Below are 20,430 nucleotides of genomic sequence, written 5' to 3' on the forward strand. Positions count from 1 at the left end.
AGATGTGTATAAGAGACAGGCCTGCGACAGGGTCAGAAGTCGTAGGTCGCGGTCAGGCGGGCGTAGCGCGGCGTCTGGTAGTACAGGCCGGTGCCGTAGGTATTGCTGAGCGTGAACGGGGAGTCCTCGTAGGTGTAATCTTCGAGGAGCGGCTTGCGTTCATTGGTGACGTTGAATACCTGCAGGCCGAAGGCCAGCTTATGGTCGGCGAATGCCGGCCGGTATTCCACGGCCAGGTCAAGCTGCTTCACCCACGGCAGGCGCTGGTCGCCCGGTGCGTACAGTGTGCCGGCGCACGAGTGGTACGACGAACCGTAGCTGATCGGGTCGTCGTCGTTCGGACCGAAATAGCCGAGGCAGGACTTCGGCGCACCCGAAGTGATGCGGACCGCACCCGAGAACATCCACTCAGGCGTGAGCTGGTATGAGCCATAAGCCTTGAACTGGTGCTTGCGGTCATTGGCCAGCAGGCCGTTGCTGTGGACCATCAGTGCGGCGGCATCCCAGTCCTGGGTCTTCGAGACGTCGTCCTGGCCGATGTCCGACTTCACCTGGCCCTCCGTGTTGCCGTAGCTCTTCGAGAAGGTGTAATCGAAGCGGGCGAACCACTTGCCGTCGAACGGATGCTCGAGGTACAGGTCAAGGGCGTAGTACTTGCGCTTCGCACCCTGCGTGAAACCCCAATCGGCCGCGCTCATCTTAAAGTCAGTACGGCCGTTGCCGTCAGCGTTGGCGAAGCTGAACTCATTGGTCTTGCCCGGGTTGAAGATGACGCAGCCCGGAATGGTGACCGAGTCGGGATCGATGCCCATAGACTGGAGTTTCAACTGGACCTTACCGGTCCCGTCGGGGTTTGCGGTATCGCAGACATCGTCGATCGCGGCTTGCAGCTTGCGCAGCGTGAACTTCGCACCCGTCACCCAATTGGCGCCCAGGGTCTTGTCGAAGCCAAGGATGGCTTCATCTTGGTACTGCGACTTGAGGTCGGTCGCGGTGATCGATTTGGCGTCGTTCGGCTGGCCGTATTCGCCATTGGACGAGACAGGACCCGGGCCCATGGGCGTAAGGCCGGTCGGCTCGCCGTGGCTGTCGATGCCGGTATACGTGAAGTACTCGTTCGTGTAGGTCGACGACGAGGCGCCACGGATCGCCACGCTGTTCGGCAAGGCGAGGTAGTAGCGGCCGAGGTTGCCGTACACCTTCAGCGAGGAATCGCCAAACACATCCCAGGCAAAGCCGGCGCGCGGAGCCCACTGATTACCGCTGTCGACGTAGGACTCGCCGACGTTGTTGTAGTTGGAGAACTTGTCGTTGCGCACACCGACGGTCAGCAGGAACTTGTCGGTGATCTGCCACTTGTCTTCGAGGTAGTACGCCTTCTGCTTCACCGACATGCTGGTGGTGGTGTTGTAGATGTACCTCGAGACGTAGTAGCCCTCGCCGCCCGGCGCGCCGACGCCCAGACCGGGAACCACGGCCTTGGACGGATTGTTGGCGTGGCTGTAGATCCACAGATAGCCTGGACCAGTTGTGTCAACGCCCTCGTTGTGGGCGCTGTAATACATGTTGTCGATACCGCCGGTCAGGCGGTGATCGCCCACCTGCCACTCGAGGTCGGCGCGCAGGCCGTGCGTCTTGCTGTTCGCATCCGGCGCGTTCATCTGCGAGGTCACGGTATTGGTGCGGATCGGCGTGCCGCCATTAAGGGCCGGATCCTGGTTCGTCGCGCCGCTGATCAGCGGCAGGTCGCCGTTGCCCGGGTTCTTCAGGATGTCGTCTGTCCTGCTCTTGCCGTACGTCGCCGAGAACGTCAGGTCGTCGGTGATGTAGCTGGTGTACTTGGCGATGGCGTACTTCGACGAGATCTTGGTCGAATCCGGATAAGTGCCGTCTTTGCCGAGGTGCGACTGGGTATCGTAGTCGTAAACGTCGTAGACACCGCTGCGCTCGTCCGTCGAGCGGATGCCCGTCAGTTCGAGGATGTTGCTGTCGTTGATGTTCCAGTCGATCTTGGCGTAGTACTTCGGAAGATCGTAGGTGTAATTATTGGTCGCGGGCTTGGCCGACATGTAGGACGACGTAGTCGTACCTTCCGTCTTCTCGGATTCGGCCGCCACGAACATGTACAGCTTGTCCTTGATCAATGGACCACCGGCGTAGCCGCTGACGGTGCGGGTCCACTGCGTGTCGCCCTGACGGCTGCGGAAGAGCGTGCCGGTCAGCGAGGGATCGGTGTAGCCGTAGCCGGCGGGCGGCGTTGCGCTCGGGAAGTACTCATTGCCGAGCTGCGAGCGGGCAAACTTCGGCTCCCACAATACCTGCGCGCCGAAGTGCCATTCATTGGTGCCGCGCTTACCGACCTGGCTGATCACGCCACCGTCGGAACGGCCGTACATGGCGCTATAGCCGCCCGTATAGACTTCCTGCTGGTCGATCGCACCGTAAGGGAGGCCGACGCCGCCGAGGTTCTTCAACGGATCGGAGGTGTTGTAGCCGTTGATGTAGTACGCGTTCTCGGTGACGCCAGCGCCGCCGAACGACACCGTGCGGCCATTCTTGAAGCTGCCGGCACCGGTGACGGCACCCGGCGCGAGCAGGGCGATGGCTTCGGCGTTACGGCCGAGCGGCAGGCGCGCCAGCTGCTCCGACGTGACGACCGTGCGCGAGTCGACCGCCGCGACGTCGATCGGCGGGAGCGCATTGGCCGTGACCGTCACCGAACCGAGCGACTGGGCGTCGGCGGCGGTGGCTCCGGCAAAAGAGACTTCCGAATTCGCGCCGACGGTCAGGTTGACATTCTTGCGCGAATCGACGACCTGGCCGTTCTGCACGACGTTGACCGTGTAGCTGCCCAGGGGCAGGTTGCCGAGGCGGTAGCGGCCGTCTGCATCGACCGGAATCTGGCGGTTGACGCCGTTGGAGCCGGAGATCTGGATGGTGCTGCCGGGCGCGGCCTGGCCGAAGATGGCACCGGTGGTGGACTGCGCGACCACGGCCCCTGTGCCGCCCAGGCTCACCGCAAGGGCGAACGCCAGCGCGGAGCGACGCAGAAGCTGCGTCTGACGGATGTTGCGTGAATACATTTTTCGCTCCCCAGAATTGGCCAAAACAGGCCAGCTAACGTCGGTGGAAACCGACGAATCTCACGTGGAAACCTCCTCGCCGCGCTTGGGTCGAACTCTCCCCCGAGAGTGCGACGACGATCGAGAACCACGTGCCACCGCAGATCGATTGGTGCGGTGGAGGGAACATAGAGCCAAGATTCCGGACGCGTCAATAGTTACCGATTCATATAGCTTACATTCGCAAAATGTTACGTGTCAGGTAGGGGTATCGCGGACATATCTAGCTATTTTTCCTAGGAATCCTAGGAATTTTTCGGGGGTTCCTGTGACCAGTTTCACTGCAAGGGCGTGCGGTTTTCGCCGGACGTACGAAAAAGACGCCACCGTTCTGTCACGGTGGCGATGGGGAGTTTGCAATGAGGGTCCGTCCCTGGACCATTTATTGTTGTCGTCAGGGAAACGATGACCGGCGTGGGATCAGAAGTCGTACGTCGCGGTCAAGCGTGCGTAGCGCGGCGTCTGGTAGTACAGGCCCTGGCCGTAGGTGTTGCTGACCGTGAAGCGATCGTCCTCGTACGTGAAGTCCTCGAGCAGCGGTTTGCGCTCGTTGGTGATATTGAACACCTGGATGCCGAGGGCCAGCTTGTGGTCGGCGAAGGCCGGGCGGTACTCCAGCGCCACGTCCAGCTGCTTGAACCACGGCATGCGCTTCTCGCCCGGCGCGTAGAGCTTGCCCGCGCAGGAGTGGTACGAGGAGCCGTAGCTGATCGGGTCGTCGTCGTTCGGGCCGAAGTAGCCGAGGCAGGACTTCGGCGCACCAGACGTTATCCGCAGCGAACCGGAGAACATCCACTCCGGCGTGAGCTGGTAGGAACCATACGTCTTGAACTGGTGCCTGCGGTCGTTGGCCAGCAAGCCGTTGCTGTTGACCATGATCGCGGCCGCATCCCAATCCTGCGTCTTTGAGATATCCGTCTGGCCGATGTCGGACTTCACCTGGCCTTCCGTGTTGCCGTAGCTCTTCGAGAAGGTGTAATCGATGCGCCCGAACCACTTGCCGTCGAACGGATGCATCAAATACAGGTCCAGACCGTAGTATTTGCGCTTCGCTCCGGTGGAGAAGCCCCAGTCGGCCTTCGTCATCGTGAACTCGGTGCGACCGTTGCCGTCCGCGTTCGCGAAGCTGAAATCGTTCGACCGTCCGGGATTGAAGATCACGCAGCTAGGGATCGTCACGGAATCCGGATCGATGCCCATCGAGGCGAGCTTCAGCTGGGCCTTGCCGGTCCCATCCATGTTTACCAGGTCGCACACATCGTCGATGGCGGCTTGCAGCTTGCGCAACGTGAACTTCGCGCCGGCGACCCAATCCGGACCCAGGGTCTTGTCGAAGCCGACGATGGCTTCGTCCTGGTACTGCGACTTGAGGTCGGTCGCCGTGATCGACTTCGGGTCATTCGGCTGGCCGTATTCGCCGTTGGTCGACACGGGGCCCGGGCCGAGCGGGCTCAGGCCCAGCGGCTCGCCATTCGGATCGATGCCTGTATAAGTGAAGTATTCGCTGGTGTTCAACGACGACGAGGCGCCGCGGATGGCAACGCTGTTCGGCAGGGCGAGATAGTAGCGGCCGAGGTTGCCGTAGATCTTCAGCGAGGAATCGCCGAAGACGTCCCACGACGCGCCGATGCGCGGCGCCCACTGGTTGCCGCTATCGACATAAACGCGGCCGCGGTCGTTGTAGTTCTTGAACTTGTCGTTGCGGACACCGACCGTGAGCAGGAACTTGTCCGTCACCTGCCACTTGTCCTCGAGGTAGTACGCCTTCTGGTCGACTGACATGCTCGTGGTCGTAATGAAGATGGCCCGGCGGGCATAGTAGCCTTCGCCGCCAGCAGGGCCGACACCAAGGCCCGGCACCAGTGCCGCGGCCGGGTCGCTCTCCTTTCCGTACACCCACTGGTAGCCTGGACCCGTAGTGGAAAGGCCCTCGTTATGGGCATGGAACTTCATGTTGTCGATACCGCCGGTAAGGCGATGGTCGCCTACCTGCCATTCGAGGTCGGCGCGCAGGCCGTGGGTCTTGCTGTTGGCGCCAGGAGCAATCTTCCGCGTGGTGGCGGTGCTGTTCACCAGCGAGCCGGCGCCCGGGATAGCCGGATCCTGCAATTCCGGATGGCTTATGAAGGGGAGCCCCTGGTCGCCCGGGTTGGTCTGCACGTCCGTCGTCTTGCTCTTGCCATAGGTGGCCGAGAAGGTCAGGTCGTCGGTGATATAGCTGGTGTACTTGCCAATGGCGTAGGTCGACGAGGTCTTCGTGCTGTCGGGATACTGGCCTTCGAAGCCGGTGTGCACGCGATTGTCGTAGTCGAACGTCGAGTACTTGCCGTCGCGCTGGTCGGACGAGTTGATTCCGGTCAGCTCGAGGATATTGCTGTCGTTGATGTTCCAGTCCAGCTTGGCGTAGTACTTGGGCAGGTCGTAAGTGAAGTGATTGGTTGCGGCCGGTGCCGTGGTGAAGGCGTTGGTATCGGTGCCTTCCGTCTTCTCCGTCTCCGCCGCGACGAACAGGAACAGCTTGTCCTTGATCAGCGGACCGCCGGCATACGCACTTACCGTGCGCGTCCACTGGGTGTCGCCGGCCCGGTTCCGGTAGAGCTTGCCGGCGAGCTCCGGTGAGGTATAGCCGTACCCCGGAGGGAGGTCGGCGTTGGCAAAGTACTGGTTGCCCAGTTGGGCTCGCGCGAACTTCGGCTCCCAGAGCAACTGCGCGCCGAAGTGCCACTCGTTCGTACCGCGCTTGCCGACCTGGCTGATCACGCCGCCGTCGGAGCGGCCGTACATCGCGCTGTAACCGCCGGTATAGATTTCCTGCTGGTCGATGGCGCCGTATGGCAGGCCGACACCGCCGAGGTTCTTCAAAGGATCGGTCGTGTTGTAGCCATTGATGTAATACGCGTTCTCCGACACGCCTGAGCCACCGAACGACACGGTGCGGCCGAAGTAACCCGCACCCGGGTTCACGCCCGGCGCGAGCAGGGCGATCGATTCCGCATTGCGACCCAGGGGCAGCCGGGCGAGTTGCTGCGCGGTGACGACGGTGCGTGAGTCGACGGCGGAGACGTCGATCGGAGGCAGCGCGTTGGCGCTGACGGTGACGGAGTCGAGCGATTGGGCGTTGGCGGCTGTGGCGGCAGCGGCGAACGATACTTCGGAGCCGGCACCGACAGTGAGGCCGACATTCTTGCGCGAGTCGACCACTTGACCGTTCTGCATCAGGTTGACCGTGTAGTCGCCCAGCGGCAGGTTGCCGACGCGATAGCGGCCATCCTCGCCCACCGGCACCTGGCGGGTAACGCCGGTGGAGCCGGTAACCTGGATCGTGCTGCCAGGTGCCGCCTGACCGAAGATGGCGCCAGTGGTTGCCTGTGCGAACACGGTGCCGGTACCGGTGAGACCGGTGGCCAATGCAAATGCGAGTGCGGAACGACGCAAGACATGCGCCTGACGGATAGTGCGTGGACTCATGTATGGCTCCCCAGAGATAGCCCGAACGGGCAACGAAACGCCGGCGAATGGCCGACGGTCTCACGTGGAAAGCGCTTCTCCATCGTCGTGGATCCGAATCTCCCCCGAGCATCGATGACGATGGAGAACCACGTGCAGGAACCGCCCATTGCTGTGCGGTCGGCCCGACAGTAGGCGCGTAATTACGAACGCGTCAATAGTTACGGATCACAAATGCGGCCATCGCAAGAAATCGCGCAGGAACGTGCGATTTGGGCGCATATGTAACTATTTTTATTAGGTTTGTAGGCAAGTAGCTAACTTGCGGCCGCGGCGGGATTTTTCGCCTGGAAAGGCTCGAGAAAGGCCACTGGAAGCTTCGCGAAAGGCGTCAGGCCGGAACCCTGGGCCGGGTCGGCATGGTTCCGGACGGAACGACCGGGTCGGACCGCCGGGCACCGCTGACGGGAACAGTGACGTTGTTCGCGTGCTGCGCACTGCGCTTGGACGGTGAGCCGTTCACCACATTGGCCACGAACCGCACGGCCTTGTTCAACGCCGTGCCGATGAAGGGCAGCCGGGTCACGGGAACGGAAATCACGGCCACTTCCTCGCGCACCAGGTGGATGTTCGGTTCGGCATGCGTCCAGGCAAGTTCCACTTCATTCGGAGCGGCGGAACGGCTTGGTACGTCATCGTTCGTGATGCGCTGCACTTCGCGGAAGAAATGCAGGTGGATGAAACCGTCGTCGGTCGGACCGGTGACCGCCATGCCCGTCGCCACTGCCGAAGTGAAGTGCGTGGGCCGAACATGCAGGATGCTTTTCTTCGACGGTGGCGACACGGGAATGCCTCGGCTCATGGCGAGGCGTCCCCGACGCCCCAGCCGTGGAGGATACGTGAAGGAGATGACCGGCGGGGGTACGATGTGTGACGCACGTCGACTTCGGACCATGAACCATGCCTTCCATTTCGATCAAAAGGGTCTACGAGGCGCCGGGCGGCAGGGAAGGGATGCGTATCCTGGTGGATCGCCTCTGGCCCAGGGGCCTCACCAAGGAGAAGGCAGCGGTGGATCTGTGGATGAAAGACGTCGCTCCGTCACCATCGTTGCGCACGTGGTTCGATCACCGCGAGGACCGCTTCGGGGAATTCAGGCGCCGCTACCGCGCGGAACTGGAGACCAACCCGGCGGTCGCTGAGCTTCGTGCACTGGCCGGCAAGCGCAAGGTGACCCTGGTCTACGGCGCGCGCGACGAACTCATCAACCACGCGGCGGTGCTGGCGGAGTGGTTGCGCCAGGAACATTGATCGTTCGCTCGCTTTTTACGTAGCGTTTACCCCTCGATCGGGCACGCTCGCAAGCATGTTCAGGAGGCCATGACATGAGCGACGACAAGACCAAGCGGGGTCCCGCTGACGGTGACCGCATCAACCTCAACGAGGATTACGAGGTCCGGTACTGGACGAAGGAATTCGGTGTTTCCGAAAGCGTCCTGCGCGAAGCCGTGAAGCGGGTCGGCGTCATGAAAAAAGACGTGGGCGAGGAACTCCGCCGCAGGAAGTCCTGAAGCGGCGCAAGGACCGCTGGGGGAGCCCATGCACCTAGGACCATGCGTCCGTGGCGGGGCAACGAACGGCCGTCTCAACGGCTAAACGGATGCTAAACTCCCCCTCTTGAAATTCGCCTGGTGCTGCATAAATTACTGTTCGCCGGCCGCTTCGGGACCGGCCCGCCGCCTGCTTCACGGGGCGGCCTGGAGAACCCATTCCGTATTGCTGATGATGAGGATATGGCTATGCGAACTCTTCTCGATTATTCCCCGCTGCACCGTTCCAGTGTCGGTTTCGACCGCGTGTTCGACCTCCTCGAGTCGGCGGCGCGCAACCAGGCGTCCGACAATTATCCCCCGTTCGATTCGATCAAGCTGGATGAGGACCGTTACCGGGTGACCATGGCTGTCGCAGGCTTCCGCGAGGGTGACCTGACGATCACCACCCAGGGCAACCTGCTCCTCGTCAGCGGCGAGCGCAAGGGCGAGCCGGAAGGCGAGTACCTGCATCGTGGGATCGCCACCCGTCCGTTCCAGCGGCGTTTCGAGCTGGCGGAACACGTGCATGTCACCGGCGCGCGCCTGGCCGACGGCCTGCTCTCGATCGATCTCAAGCGCGAGGTGCCGGAGGCGATGAAGCCGCGCCAGATCCGCATCGAAGGCGGTGAGGGAAAGGATTCCACCGTGCGGCAGTTGACCGACCAGGCAGCCTGATCGATCCCGCCCGGGCGCCATGACGGTGCCCGGGCTTCCCTGCCGGTCGGCATGCGGCACCATTCGATGCCGTCCGTCCGCTGCATTTCCTTGCAGGCCCGCTCTGTGATAACCATGCGGGATGACCGAACGATCGCTTCATCCCCATGACGCTCGGGCACGGATTGCTCTCCTCGAAGACGACATTGAGCTGCGTGACCGGATACTCCTGCCTGGCCTGGCCGACTTCGGGTTCGACGTGCAGGGGTTCGGCAAGGCGGCCGAACTGTATGCGGCGATGTTCGGCGGAAGGTTCGACATCGTGGTGCTCGACGTCGGACTCCCCGGCGAAGACGGCTTCTCCGTCACTCGTCGCCTGCGCACCCTCTCGTCCATCGGCATCGTCATGCTCACCGGCCGCGACGGTGTACCCGACCGCGTGCGGGGCTTGAGCGAGGGTGCCGACGCCTACCTCTCCAAGCCGGTGCAGACCGAACTGCTTGCCGCCACGCTGCGAAGTCTCGAGCGGCGCTTGCGGATGCAGGCGGGTGCAGACACCGCGGTTCCTTCCGTCGGCCAATGGACCCTGGATGCGGGCGGCTGGTGCCTCATCGCACCTTCTGGCGCCATGGTCGCGCTGACGCAGGCCGAGCGCCGCGTCATGAGCCTCCTGCTGGAGCAGCCGGCCGAGCCCGTGCCGCGCGAGGCGATCATCGCCTCGCTCACAGAAAACGTGCACGACTTCGATCCGCACCGGCTGGAGACGATCGTGCACCGGCTCCGCAAGAAGGTTGCCGACGGCACAGGCGAGGCCTTGCCAGTGCGCGCCGTGCACGGGGTCGGCTACGTCATGATTCCCTGAGCGCAGGCAGCGTCCAAACGGGAATCGCAAGCGCCATATCCGGCCGCGGCTACGGGGAGGCGCAGCACGAAGCGGCTGCCCACGCCGCGCTCGCTCTCGGCGCGGATGCTGCCGCCCGCGGCCGCGACGACGTCGCGTGCCATCGACAAGCCGAGCCCGGTGCCCTCGTCGTTGGGCTTGGTCGTGAAGAACGGTTCGAAGATCCGGCGGCGTGTCGCAGCATCCATGCCGTGACCGTTGTCGGTGACGTCGATTTCCACGTGCGCCGCCTCGCGGCGAACACCGATGCGGAGCATGCCTCCGGCATCCATCGCATCCCTTGCGTTCGCGGCGATATTGAGCAGGGCCAGCTCCAGCTGCGAGCGGTCGATGCGCAACGGCGTCGGCGCCTTGTCTACGTCGACTTCCAGTCGGATCGACGGACCCATCAGCTGCGTCAGCATCGGCACCAGTTCGCGCACGGCGTGGCCCGCTTCGAAGGTCTCCGGATGTGACATTTCCCGCCGGCTGAAACCAAGCAGCTTGCGGCAGATCACGGCGCCCCGGCTGGCCGCGGCCTCCACGCCCTCGAGCGCACGATGGAGCAGGTCCAGGCTGGCGTCCGAGCGATGCCGCTGGCCTGCATAGCCCACGATCACATTCAACACGTGGTTGAAGTCGTGCGAGATACCGCCCGCCAGCCGGCCGACGGCCTCCATCTTCTGCGCATGCACGAGGTGCTCCTGCGCGCGCTCCCGTTCGCCCATCTCGAAACGCAAGCGGGCATTGGAGATCGCCAGTTCCGCGCTGCGCCGCACGGAATCGTCGAGGCTCTCGCGCAACGCCGCGATGCAGCGATCGAGTACGACGATGATGATGAGATAACGGATCGCCAGCGAGGGTGTATAGCTCACCGCCGCATGCCAGGGCTTGCCAGCCTCCAGCGCGGCGAGTACGTCGGTGACGGCACCTATCGCGAACATGCCCAGCAATACGGCGAACAGCAGCCATAGCGTGCGGCGGCCGAGCAGAAGGCCGCCGAGTACGACCAGGAGCATGGGCACGCTGGGGTCGCTCATCTGCAGGCGCAGCCCCGTCGCCGCATAGGCGACGGCTTGCGTGGCCACCTGCGCCACGATGAACCCGACGACCGCCGCACGGAAATGTCCGCGCCGGATCGCCCATACGCACGCCCATGCGACGGGCACGATGGCCAGTCCCATCCACCGATCGACATCCAGTCCGTGGGCGTCGGAGAAGCCGACGGTCAGGCGCAGGTAAAGCCAGTTGAGCGGAAGGAACAGGCCCATCCAGGCCAGGACGAATTGAAGGAAAACCGCATTGCGTCGATCGACGGCGTCACGGACTGGAACGCGACCCAGCCACGCGCGTATGTGCCTCCACATGGTAACCACCACCCCGATGTCGTGGCCGCCCCCTACGGCTCACGTGTTGGCCCGTGCACGAACACTAAGCCCGCCGCACCCATGTGAGCAAGTGTGAGAAGTCGGGAGCAAGTGAGCGTGACTCGCTCCGCGACAGTTCCTACGTTGTGCGCCTCATCGGCGTGGCGGTCCATCCGCTTGCATACGCCGGCAGGGTTTCTTCGGGAGACAACGATGAACACGACACACGGCAAGGTGGTACGCGGTGCAGTGCTCGCGATCGCGATCGGCACGACGCTCTACGGCACGACGGCATCCGCTGCGTCGTGTCCGTGGGGCATCCTCGATCCGGCCCAGGCCAGGACAGGGCAGGCGCTGGGCTGCACGCGGCCCGACCTCGCGCGCTTGCTGGCGGCTGCCGACTACTTCACGGCCAACGGCGCGGGCGACGGCAGTGATATCTCCCGGGCGGTCGGGACAAACGCCATGGCGGCCGGAGCCGGCGCGTCTTCGAATGGCGTGAACGCCACGGCCATCGGCACCGGATCGCTCGCTGGTGCCGATTACGCGTCCGCGTTCGGCGGCTACGCACAGGCGATGGGCTACGGCGCGCTCGCCGGGGGCAAGGACAGCCGGGCCGTTGGCGAATGGGCCGTGGCCCAGGGCATGGAAAGCCAGGCGACCGAGCGCGGCGCCACCGCCGTGGGCGGACGCGCGAATGCCGCGGGGGAATCCAGCACGGCCATCGGCGGCTCTTTCGATTCTTTCCTCGGCTTCGTGCGCACCGAGGCACTCGGCGCGCACGCCACGGCGGTTGGTGCGGGCGCGCATGCGGAGGGCGACTTCAGCACGGCGGTCGGCGAACGCTCCGTCGCTTCGGGCGTGGGCAGTTCCGCGCTCGGCGGTACCGCCTGGTCGCACGGCGACTTCAGCCTTGCCCTCGGCCCGCTGTCGCAGTCCATCGGGATGGAGAGCGTGGCGATGGGCATGGATTCCCTGGCCGAAGGACCGGGTAGCCTTGCCCTGGGCGCCCGGTCCACCGCCGCCGGTGAACTGAGCACGGCGGGCGGTTACGCCAGCCGCGCCGGTGCCCTGTGGAGCACGGCGTACGGTGTCGGCAGCCAGGCGAACGGGCAGAGTTCCACGGCCATCGGCGGTGCGATGACGGTGATCGACGGCAGCACCTGGGAGGAGCAGACCTGGGTGACCGAGGCGAACGGGCAGGAAAGCACGGCGCTCGGTGTCGCGGCGCATGCCAACAACTACGGCAGCGTCGCGGTGGGTGCCGTGGCCGAATCCTCGGCGGATTCGGCTGTCGCGGTCGGTTCGGCGAGCACCGCGCGCGGCGCGCGTTCAATCGCAATAGGCAGTCAGGCAAGAGCGTTCGACGTGCTGGGCGTCTCCCTCGGCGCGAACGCGATCACCACGGGTCCCCGTGCCACGGCACTGGGCGAGACGGCGCGGGCGGATGGCGACGGAGCTGCCGCCATCGGGGCGGTATCGCGTGCATACGGCGACCAGAGCGTGGCCGCCGGCTGGGCCGCCGCCGCCGTCGGCGCGCGCAGCGTCGCACTTGGCGCGTACTCGGCGACCCTGCTCGACGACGTCGTCTCGGTGGGGCATATCGCCGGTGACCCTGATATGTTCGGCGCGCCTTACGAGGACACGCTGACGCGGCGCATCGTGAATGTTTCCGACGGCGTGAACGATTCCGACGCCGCCACCGTTGGCCAGTTGCGCAACGCCGACGCGTCGCGGTACTTCGCCGCGACCGGTGCGACCGACGATAACGCCCTTGCCACCGGTGCCTATGCCCTGGCCGCCGGTTCGGGCGCCCTGGCGATGGGCGACGAGTCGGTCGCCCTTGGCGCCGGTGCGAATGCATTCGGCGAACTCTCGACGGCCACGGGGTATGGCAGCCTTGCTCAGGCCAAGTGGAGCACCGCCTATGGTGTCGGCAGCCAGGCGACGGGGCAGAGCGCGACCGCCGTGGGCGGCCAGATGATCGTCATCAACGGCGACACCTGGGAGCACGAGACCTGGTCGACCGAAGCGAGCGGCAAGGAAAGCACCGCGCTGGGCGTGGCGGCACACGCGACGGAGTATGCGACGGTCGCCGTGGGCGCGGTGGCCGAGGCCTCGGGAGACAGTGCCGTCGCCATCGGCGGAGCGAGCACCGCACGAGGCAGCCGCTCCGTGGCGATCGGCAACCAGGCGCGGGCATACAACACGCTGGGCGTCTCCATCGGTGCCGGTGCATCGACCAGCGGCGAGCGGGCGATGGCGCTGGGCGAGAAAGCTTTCGCCTCGGGCGAGAACGCCACCGCGGTGGGCGCACTGTCGAACGCCGTCGGCAAGGAAAGCGCGAGCATCGGCTGGTCGACGACGGCGCTAGGCAAGGGTAGCGTTTCGCTGGGTTCGTACTCGGCAGCTGGCCAGGACAACGTCGTCTCCGTGGGACACGCGGCGAACGATCTGAACTCGGGTGGCCAGCCCTACGGCGATGTGCTGACGCGTCGTGTCGTCAATGTCGCACCGGGCAGCGCGGACACCGATGCGGTGAACATGGCGCAGCTGAAGAAGACGGCCCAGGTCGCCAGCGGCCAGCTGGGTGCGTTCGGGGAGGACGTGGCCCGGGCCTTCGGTGGCGGTGCGAGCTTCGGCGTCGCGGGATTCGCGGCGCCGCTGTACACGATCCAGGGCGCGAGCTTCAACAACGTCGGTGACGCCTTTGGTGCCGTCGATGGTGCGCTTTCGCAGCTGGATGGCCGCGTCGGTGCCCTCGAGGATGCCGCCATGGCAGGTGATGACGTAGCGGGGACCGGGGGTATCGCTGCGACGGCCAAATCCGCCAGGACGGCAAACACGTTGTCGGCGAAGCGCAGCGCGCCCGACTCACTTGCGCCAACGACCCTCGCAACACCTGCCGCCGCACCGGCCACGCCGACGGCGACGACCGATCCAGCGACCGTCGGGCAGGTCGACGAAGCGCTGGTCAATGCGAAGTCGTACGCGGACACCGGCGACCAGCGCACGCTAACCGACGCCAAAGCCTATGCGGATAGCAAGCTGGTGAACATGGTGGGCAGTGGCGAGTTCAACTCCTTCCGCAACCAGGTGGACGACCGTTTCCATCGTGTCGACGAGCGCATGGACCGCATCGGCGCGATCGGTGCAGCCAGCACGCAGATGGCGATCAACGCGGCGGGTACCACCTCATCGCATGGCCGCATCGCCGTCGGCGCAGGTGTTTCGGGAGGGCAGTCGGCCTTGTCCGTGGGCTATGCGGCGCCGGTCGGCGAGCGCATGCGGGTAAGCATCGGCGGCGCGTTCAGCGGCTCGGAAAATTCGGCTGGCGTCGGCTTTGGCGTAGACCTGTAAGGCCTGGAAAAAATACCGTGCGCCTGGGAAGGCGCACGGCACGCTTTGTCACGCAGCAAACCCGCCATCGATCATGAGGCTCGCGCCTGTGATGTTCGCGGCCTCGGGGCCGGCGAGATAAGCGACGAAGCTGGCGATTTCGTCCGGATGACCGTAGCGGCCAATGGCGAGAAGAGGAATCAGGTTCGCGGCCATCGGGCCGCTGGCCGGATTCATGTCGGTGTCCACGGGGCCGGGCTGCACCAGGTTCACGGTGATGCCCTTCGGTCCGAGGTCGCGGGCCAGGCCCTGGGTCAGGCCTTGCAGCGCCGACTTGCTCATCGCATACACCGCGCCGCCCGCGAATGGCATGCGCTCGGCGTTGGTGCTGCCGATATGGATGATGCGCCCGCCCTGGCCCATCACGCGGGCGGCGGCACGGCTGGCGATCACGGCCGCCCGGATGTTGATGTCGATCGTGCGATCGATGTCTTCCGTGGTGAATTCCTCGATCGGAGCGATGGCGAGCACGCCGGCACTGTTGACCAGGATGTCGAAGCCGCCGAACGCCTCCCTGGTCTTGGTCACGGCAGCTTCGACGGCCGCATCGTTCGCGCTGTCCGCCTGGACGGCGATGGCACGGCCGCCGGCCTTGGTGATGTCGTCGACGACGGCGCTGGCGGCGGTGGCACCCTGCACATAGGTGATCGCGACCGACGCGCCGCCGGCGGCGAGACGGCGGGCGATGGCGGCACCGATGCCACGCGAGCCGCCGAGCACGAGGGCGCTCTTGCCCTGAATGGAATTGAGGTTGGTCATGCTAAATCTCCGGAAGGATGAGGTTCGAAAGCCAGATCAATCTAGGCTTTGGCAGCATCAACCACTAGAGCTGGAGTGGTAGTTTCATTCGATCCACAGGGTTTAGAATCGGCCCGTGGACACCCTCAACGGCATTGCTTGCTTCATCCGCAGCGCGGAATCGGGCAGTTTCGCCGCCGCGGCGCGCATCCTCGGCCTAACCCCCGCGGCGGTCGGCAAGAACGTGGCGCGTCTCGAGCTGGAACTGGGCGTCCGGCTGTTCCAGCGGACCACGCGGCGGCTTTCGCTGACCGAGGCGGGCGAGGCGTTCCGGCAGGAAGTCCAGGGCAGCCTGGACCAACTGCATAACGCCATGGCCAATGCGCGGGCGCGTACCACGGGGCCTGCCGGTGAACTTCGCGTGGCGCTTCCCAATGCCTTCGGCAGGGAATTTATAGTGCCGATGCTCGACACGTTCTTGAAGAAATATCCAACTATCCGGCCGGACTGGCGTTTCGACAATCGTCCTGTCGACCTGATTACCGATGGCTTCGATGTCGCCATCGGCGGCGGCTTCGACCTTCGTCCCGGCGTGGTCGCTCGCGCATTGGCACCTGCGCACCGCATCCTTGTCGCTTCCCCGGCGTTCCTGGCCAGCAGCCCGCGCATCGCGAGGCCGGAGGATCTGAAAGGCAGGGAAGGCATCCTCATTCGCTCTCCGCAGACCGGGCGCGTGCGCGACTGGGTGCTGTCCAACCGGTATGGCGCGGAAGCGGCGATCGAGCTGGACAGACGCATCGTGTTCGACGATCCCGACGCGGCATGCCATGCCGCCGCCCTCGGCATGGGCATCGCCCTGGTCGCCGTGCAATCGGCCTTGCCCTGGATCGAGCGCGATCGGGTGACGCGCGTGCTACCGGACTGGTGGGTGGAGGGCGGCAACCTGTCGATCTATTACTCGGCCCAGGCCCTGCTTCCGCAGAAGACCCGGGTTTTCATCGACCACATCGTGGAAAGCTTCCGGGAGCAGGACCTGCCGGCGCGTTTCAATGCCTTGCATCCGGTGGTGCTCTAGCCCGGCGGCGCGAACGCCGGCACCTCGAATTCGGGCACCGGTAGGGTCACCTCGGTGGGCAACCCGGTCATGTCGCCGGTGGCGAGGAACCGGTAAACCGCCTGTTTCGCCGCGGGTTCGTTCCTCAGCTGATAGAACGCCCCGTCGTGCGACCCACGATGGACCAGGATCGCATGGGCCGTCGGGAAATAGGGAAGGAGGCCCAGCATATTCTCGATGGGCGTCGACGTATCCCAGTCACCGTTGATGAAAATGACGGGAATGTTCGACACCCGCGGCTTGCGCACCTCGTCGCCCATGTCCCCGGTCGGCCAGTCAGCTGCCGAAGCGATGTTGCTCTCGAAGTTCCACGTGCCCAGCATGTCGAGGGCCGGGTCCGTATGGAGCAGTTGATTGCGCTCGGCGCTGACCCCGAGGCTGCTGTCGGCCAGCGGGCCGATCAACGTGGTCGTTCCAGCGGCGCGATCGCTGGCGACCTCGCGCGCCCATGCGTCGTAGTGGCGATGGTAGAGCGACAGGATGAAGGCGGGCCATTCCGAACTTTCCGCCGTATGCGAAATCAGCGCCTGCTGAAGATCGCCAAGGCCGAGGACGATGTGGCGCGGCTGTCCCTTTTCATCCTCGATATCCACTGTGACTGGACCGGCGGCGAAGCGTTCGTGCAATTCCCGCACCGCGGCCATCATGCCCCCCGTGGGCAGGTACGGCGCCAGGGCAGGGGCTTTATCGGCGTCGTAGGCGATCCGTTGCAGCGAGGCGTACACGTGCGACGGCATGTCGTAGCCGTTGTCGAGCGGTTCCACGCTGGCGAGGACGGCGCGGCTCACGATGTCCGGATGCAGCCGCATGACCGCCAGTGACCATTGCGAACCGAAGCTGCCGCCGAAGAGGCTGATCTTCGAATAGCCAAGCGCACGACGAAGATCGTCGACGTCGGCCGCGAACTCACCGATGTCGTATCCGGAAAGATCCTTGTCATGATGGGCCGCGATCGCCGCGCGGGCCTGTGCACGCATCGAGGCCACGTCTTCGGCGACGGTAGCGGGTTGGTCGTCCGGCCATGCCGACGAGGGAACGGTCAAGGTCTCGCCGCGCACGGTGTAACCGCGTTGTTCGACGATGACGAGGTCGCCTACCTGGCCGTACGTCAGCCAGGACGCGAGACGCGAACGGGAGGTCGCGTCGTCGTGGTCGAAGGCGCCCAGCACTTTCAAGCCCGGGCCGCCAGGCAGCCAGAAAACAGGCGGCGTGCCAGGACGGGTCGAGGCCGAACCCTTGATGCGTGCGAAACCCACGCCGATGAGCCGGCTCCCCGGTTTGTGCCGGTTCTCGGGGACGTACAGCGTGCCTATGTCATAGGCGACCGGCTGGCCTTTCTCGTCCGTGGTGCTGCGGTGCTCGACGGCGATGTCGCCTGCCTTGTGCTGCTGCGCCCAGACCCCGGTGGGAAGGAGCATGAGCAAGGCCCATGCCAGCGACCGGCGGGAGATCCTGTCGAACGGAAGCATGCGTGCGTTCCTCCTGGCAGTTGGCGGATGCTTCCACAGTCAGGAAATACCGGCAAGGGCCCCTTGCGCCGTGCCAGCGGCCACCTTCCTGGCCGTGCCAGGACAACTTGGTCGGAAACGCTACGTCGTATTGACCGGGGTACAAGGACATCGCAGAGTCCAGTCACTGCGGACACGACGTCACGGAGAGCCAGATGAAGCGAGTCACCGGCATCGGGGGAATTTTCTTCCAGGCAAAAGACCCCGCCGCCTTGGGCGCCTGGTACAAGAAGCACCTGGGCATCGACGTGCAGGACTGGGGCGGCGCCGTGTTCCCGTGGACGGACGATGCGGGCAACCCGACGAAGGGCATGACCATCTGGTCCGTCAGTGCCGCGGGCGGCGAGCAGTTTCCAGCGGGTTCCGCGCCCTTCATGATCAATTACCGCGTGGAGAACCTGGACGCCTTGTTGGCGGCACTGCGCGAAGAAGGCTGCAACGTACTCGAGAAAGCGCCCGACTCCGAGTACGGACAGTTTGGCTGGGTCATCGACCCCGAAGGCAACAAGGTCGAACTCTGGCAACCCCCGGAAAACGACTGAGCTCTCTCGCGAAACGACGGAGCTTCCCCGCGATAGAACCGGGCCCCCCACGTCGTCCCTGCCTTCGCAGGAATGACGCCGAAATGCGCTCAATCGCGGGATTTTCACAGCCATCCCTCGAAGGTAGGCCACCCAAGCCACCGCCAGGATGACACCGATGGACGCCATCAAACTCCTCAAGACCGACCACAAGCTCGTGAAGGACCTGCTAGCGCAACTGGCAGAGACCAGCGAACGCTCGACGAAGAAGCGAGCCGCCTTGCTCCGCGAGATCGAGATCAACCTGAAAGCACATACCACCATCGAAGAAGAAATCTTCTACCCGGCCTTCAAGGAGGCGGGAAAGAAGGCTGAAGCGAAGATGTACTTCGAGGCGCTCGAGGAGCATCGCGCGGCCGAAGACCTGGTCATGCCCGATCTCCTGGACACGGACCCCTCAAGCGTCGAATTCTCCGGCCGGGCCAAGGTCCTGAAGGAACTCATCGAGCATCACGCCGACGAGGAGGAGAAACAGATGTTCAAGGACGCGAAGGAACTCCTGTCCAGGGAGGAGCTGGCCGAACTCGGCGCCCAGATGGAAGAGCGGAAGGCCGAGGTCATCGCTTCGTTTGGCTGAGTTTCGCTTCCTTCGGCAGTGTTCGGGGCTTGCCCAACACTGCCGAATTCGCTTAGGACTCGCCCTTATCAAAGCGAATCGACGGACTCGCGCAGCAGGCTCGTTGGCTAGTCTCGCTCGAGCCGCTCAAGCAGTTCCGTGGCGCGGAACACGCGACCGCGCTTAGCCATCGGCGAGGACGAATGGAGAATGCCGCGTTCGACCAGGATTTCGACGGCGGTGGATGCCGTCTGGAACGACGTGCCCAGCAACGAAGCCAACTCGTTGATGCTGACGACAGGATGCCCAAGGAGGAGCCGGGGCACCTTTCTGGCGGCGGCATCAGCGCGAAGATCGGAAAGCTGTGCCTGCCAGCGCCCTGCCATATGGTTCATGTCTTCCGCGATCGCAACGGATGTGTCGCATGCGGCGACGATGGCGCGGCAGATAAACACGATCCAGGTATTCCATTCCTCGCGTAACTGCACGCCGGCGAGGGCTGCGTAATAGGCCTGGCGATGGCGCAGAAGATAGCCGGACAAATAAAGAGGCGGATAGCCTGCTTCCGCCAGCATCAGCGGCATCAGCAGACGCCCGACGCGTCCATTGCCGTCGGCGAACGGGCGAACGGTTTCGAATTGCGCATGGGCCAGGGCCAGGCGGAGGACCATGGGAAGCTCCCAGACCTCGTCTTCCCGCGGCTTGTAGCGGAGCATGGAGTCTTCCAGTTCCCGCATGCATTGATCGATGTATCCAGGAGGAGGGGGGATAAACGTTGCATCCTCGATGCGCCCCGCGCCGATCCATGCCTGGTTGTCGCGCCAGGCTCCCGGCGTCACGTGGGGTACCGCATTTTCCATAAGCGTTCGATGGAGCGTCCGGATGAGATCGAGGGTGACGTTTCCGCCCTTCGGCCCATGAAGCGATTTCAGTCCGAGGTCCAGCGCGACGACGTATCGCTCCGTGACCTGGGCATCCGCGGGGGCGCCATCGAAGCTTCGTGTCGCCTCGTACTCCAGCAGTTCGGAAAGTTGCGCCCGGGTGCCCTCGATCTGCGAACTCTGCACCGCCTCGCGCCGGGTCAGCGTCCTGGTGATGAGGTTGGTGTTCGGCAGGAGCCTGGTGGCCTCCTGGAGACGGCCGAGCGCTACCGAAGCCTCGCGGATGGATGCGGATGCCTCGCGCGGCAGGGAGGGGGAGCGTGGCGTAGCTGGCGGCACCAATGCCTTGCAATGGCCATGGAGAGGCGCACAGGCGACGAGTTGTCGTCGACGGCAGGGGTCAGATCCTGCTGGCGCATGGCGGGAACACCGGATTGGTAAGTTGGAATAACTCTCCGACTTATTCAAGGATAAGTCCATATCATTGAATAAGAGGCGAGCTTGTTCGAGGATAGGACATGATCCGGCACGTCCGTTGCGCGGCAGCCCACGATTTCACCAGAGCGGTGGCTAGTGTCCGTATAAAGAGGG

The 20,430-nt window shown here is 64.4% G+C and carries 15 protein-coding genes; 8 read left to right on the plus strand and 7 right to left on the minus strand.

Going from position 1 to position 20,430, the window contains the following annotated elements:
• Nucleotides 1-32: 32 nt before the first annotated feature.
• From ACR9ZH_RS16975 to ACR9ZH_RS16985, 3 genes are all read right to left on the minus strand, one after another.
• Nucleotides 33-3,083 (minus strand): TonB-dependent receptor, encoded by a 3,051-nt coding sequence (locus ACR9ZH_RS16975; RefSeq protein ID WP_481291936.1) that lies wholly within the window; start codon nt 3,081-3,083, stop codon nt 33-35.
• A 459-nt stretch (nt 3,084-3,542) separates the two neighbouring features.
• Nucleotides 3,543-6,590 carry a TonB-dependent receptor gene (locus ACR9ZH_RS16980; protein WP_481291937.1) on the minus strand — a complete coding sequence of 1,016 codons (3,048 nt, stop codon included), beginning with the start codon at nt 6,588-6,590 and terminating at the stop codon, nt 3,543-3,545.
• A 370-nt stretch (nt 6,591-6,960) separates the two neighbouring features.
• Nucleotides 6,961-7,431 (minus strand): hypothetical protein, encoded by a 471-nt coding sequence (locus ACR9ZH_RS16985; protein ID WP_481291938.1) that lies wholly within the window; start codon nt 7,429-7,431, stop codon nt 6,961-6,963.
• Nucleotides 7,432-7,529: 98 nt separating this feature from the next.
• On the opposite strand from ACR9ZH_RS16985, the gene ACR9ZH_RS16990 reads away from it, so the two are divergent.
• The 4 genes from ACR9ZH_RS16990 to ACR9ZH_RS17005 all read left to right on the plus strand — a co-directional run bounded on the left by ACR9ZH_RS16990 (nt 7,530) and on the right by ACR9ZH_RS17005 (nt 9,677).
• Nucleotides 7,530-7,880 carry a DUF488 domain-containing protein gene (locus tag ACR9ZH_RS16990; RefSeq protein ID WP_481291939.1) on the plus strand — a complete coding sequence of 117 codons (351 nt, stop codon included), beginning with the start codon at nt 7,530-7,532 and terminating at the stop codon, nt 7,878-7,880.
• 74 nt (nt 7,881-7,954) lie between these two features.
• A complete protein-coding gene (locus tag ACR9ZH_RS16995; RefSeq protein ID WP_481291940.1) occupies nt 7,955-8,140 on the plus strand; it encodes a DUF3606 domain-containing protein in 186 nt (61 codons plus the stop codon).
• Nucleotides 8,141-8,368: 228 nt separating this feature from the next.
• Nucleotides 8,369-8,836, plus strand: a complete 468-nt coding sequence (locus ACR9ZH_RS17000) for an Hsp20 family protein (RefSeq protein ID WP_481291941.1) — start codon at nt 8,369-8,371, stop codon at nt 8,834-8,836.
• Nucleotides 8,837-8,957: 121 nt separating this feature from the next.
• Nucleotides 8,958-9,677, plus strand: coding sequence for a response regulator transcription factor (locus tag ACR9ZH_RS17005; protein ID WP_481291942.1), 720 nt, complete (start codon nt 8,958-8,960; stop codon nt 9,675-9,677).
• Here ACR9ZH_RS17005 and ACR9ZH_RS17010 read toward each other — a convergent pair.
• Nucleotides 9,659-10,966, minus strand: a complete 1,308-nt coding sequence (locus tag ACR9ZH_RS17010; protein ID WP_481291943.1) for a sensor histidine kinase — start codon at nt 10,964-10,966, stop codon at nt 9,659-9,661. The genes ACR9ZH_RS17005 and ACR9ZH_RS17010 overlap by 19 nt on opposite strands.
• A 309-nt stretch (nt 10,967-11,275) precedes the next feature.
• On the opposite strand from ACR9ZH_RS17010, the gene ACR9ZH_RS17015 reads away from it, so the two are divergent.
• Nucleotides 11,276-14,422, plus strand: coding sequence for a hypothetical protein (locus ACR9ZH_RS17015; protein WP_481291944.1), 3,147 nt, complete (start codon nt 11,276-11,278; stop codon nt 14,420-14,422).
• A 48-nt stretch (nt 14,423-14,470) separates the two neighbouring features.
• Here the strand turns inward: ACR9ZH_RS17015 and ACR9ZH_RS17020 are convergent, their stop codons facing one another.
• On the minus strand, nt 14,471-15,220 hold the full coding sequence (locus ACR9ZH_RS17020) for a 3-oxoacyl-ACP reductase family protein (RefSeq protein WP_481291945.1): 750 nt from the start codon (nt 15,218-15,220) through the stop codon (nt 14,471-14,473).
• Between the two features lie 115 nt (nt 15,221-15,335).
• Here ACR9ZH_RS17020 and ACR9ZH_RS17025 point away from each other — a divergent pair, with 115 nt between their 5' ends.
• Nucleotides 15,336-16,274 (plus strand): LysR family transcriptional regulator, encoded by a 939-nt coding sequence (locus tag ACR9ZH_RS17025; protein ID WP_481291946.1) that lies wholly within the window; start codon nt 15,336-15,338, stop codon nt 16,272-16,274.
• Here ACR9ZH_RS17025 and ACR9ZH_RS17030 read toward each other — a convergent pair.
• Nucleotides 16,271-17,782, minus strand: a complete 1,512-nt coding sequence (locus ACR9ZH_RS17030) for an alpha/beta hydrolase (protein WP_481291947.1) — start codon at nt 17,780-17,782, stop codon at nt 16,271-16,273. The two genes, ACR9ZH_RS17025 and ACR9ZH_RS17030, sit on opposite strands and share 4 nt — an antisense overlap.
• Nucleotides 17,783-17,976: 194 nt before the next feature.
• Between ACR9ZH_RS17030 and ACR9ZH_RS17035 the strand changes: the two genes are divergently transcribed.
• Both ACR9ZH_RS17035 and ACR9ZH_RS17040 read left to right on the plus strand, forming a co-directional pair.
• Complete coding sequence (locus ACR9ZH_RS17035) at nt 17,977-18,363, plus strand: VOC family protein (protein ID WP_481291948.1); 387 nt, start codon at nt 17,977-17,979, stop codon at nt 18,361-18,363.
• Between the two features lie 157 nt (nt 18,364-18,520).
• Complete coding sequence (locus ACR9ZH_RS17040) at nt 18,521-18,979, plus strand: hemerythrin domain-containing protein (protein WP_481291949.1); 459 nt, start codon at nt 18,521-18,523, stop codon at nt 18,977-18,979.
• Between the two features lie 107 nt (nt 18,980-19,086).
• On the opposite strand, the gene ACR9ZH_RS17045 is transcribed toward ACR9ZH_RS17040, so the two are convergent.
• A complete protein-coding gene (locus ACR9ZH_RS17045; RefSeq protein ID WP_481291950.1) occupies nt 19,087-20,307 on the minus strand; it encodes a Fic family protein in 1,221 nt (406 codons plus the stop codon).
• Between the last annotated feature and the right edge of the window lie 123 nt (nt 20,308-20,430).

This window comes from Luteibacter sp. SVR4-7G, from assembly GCF_056755555.1.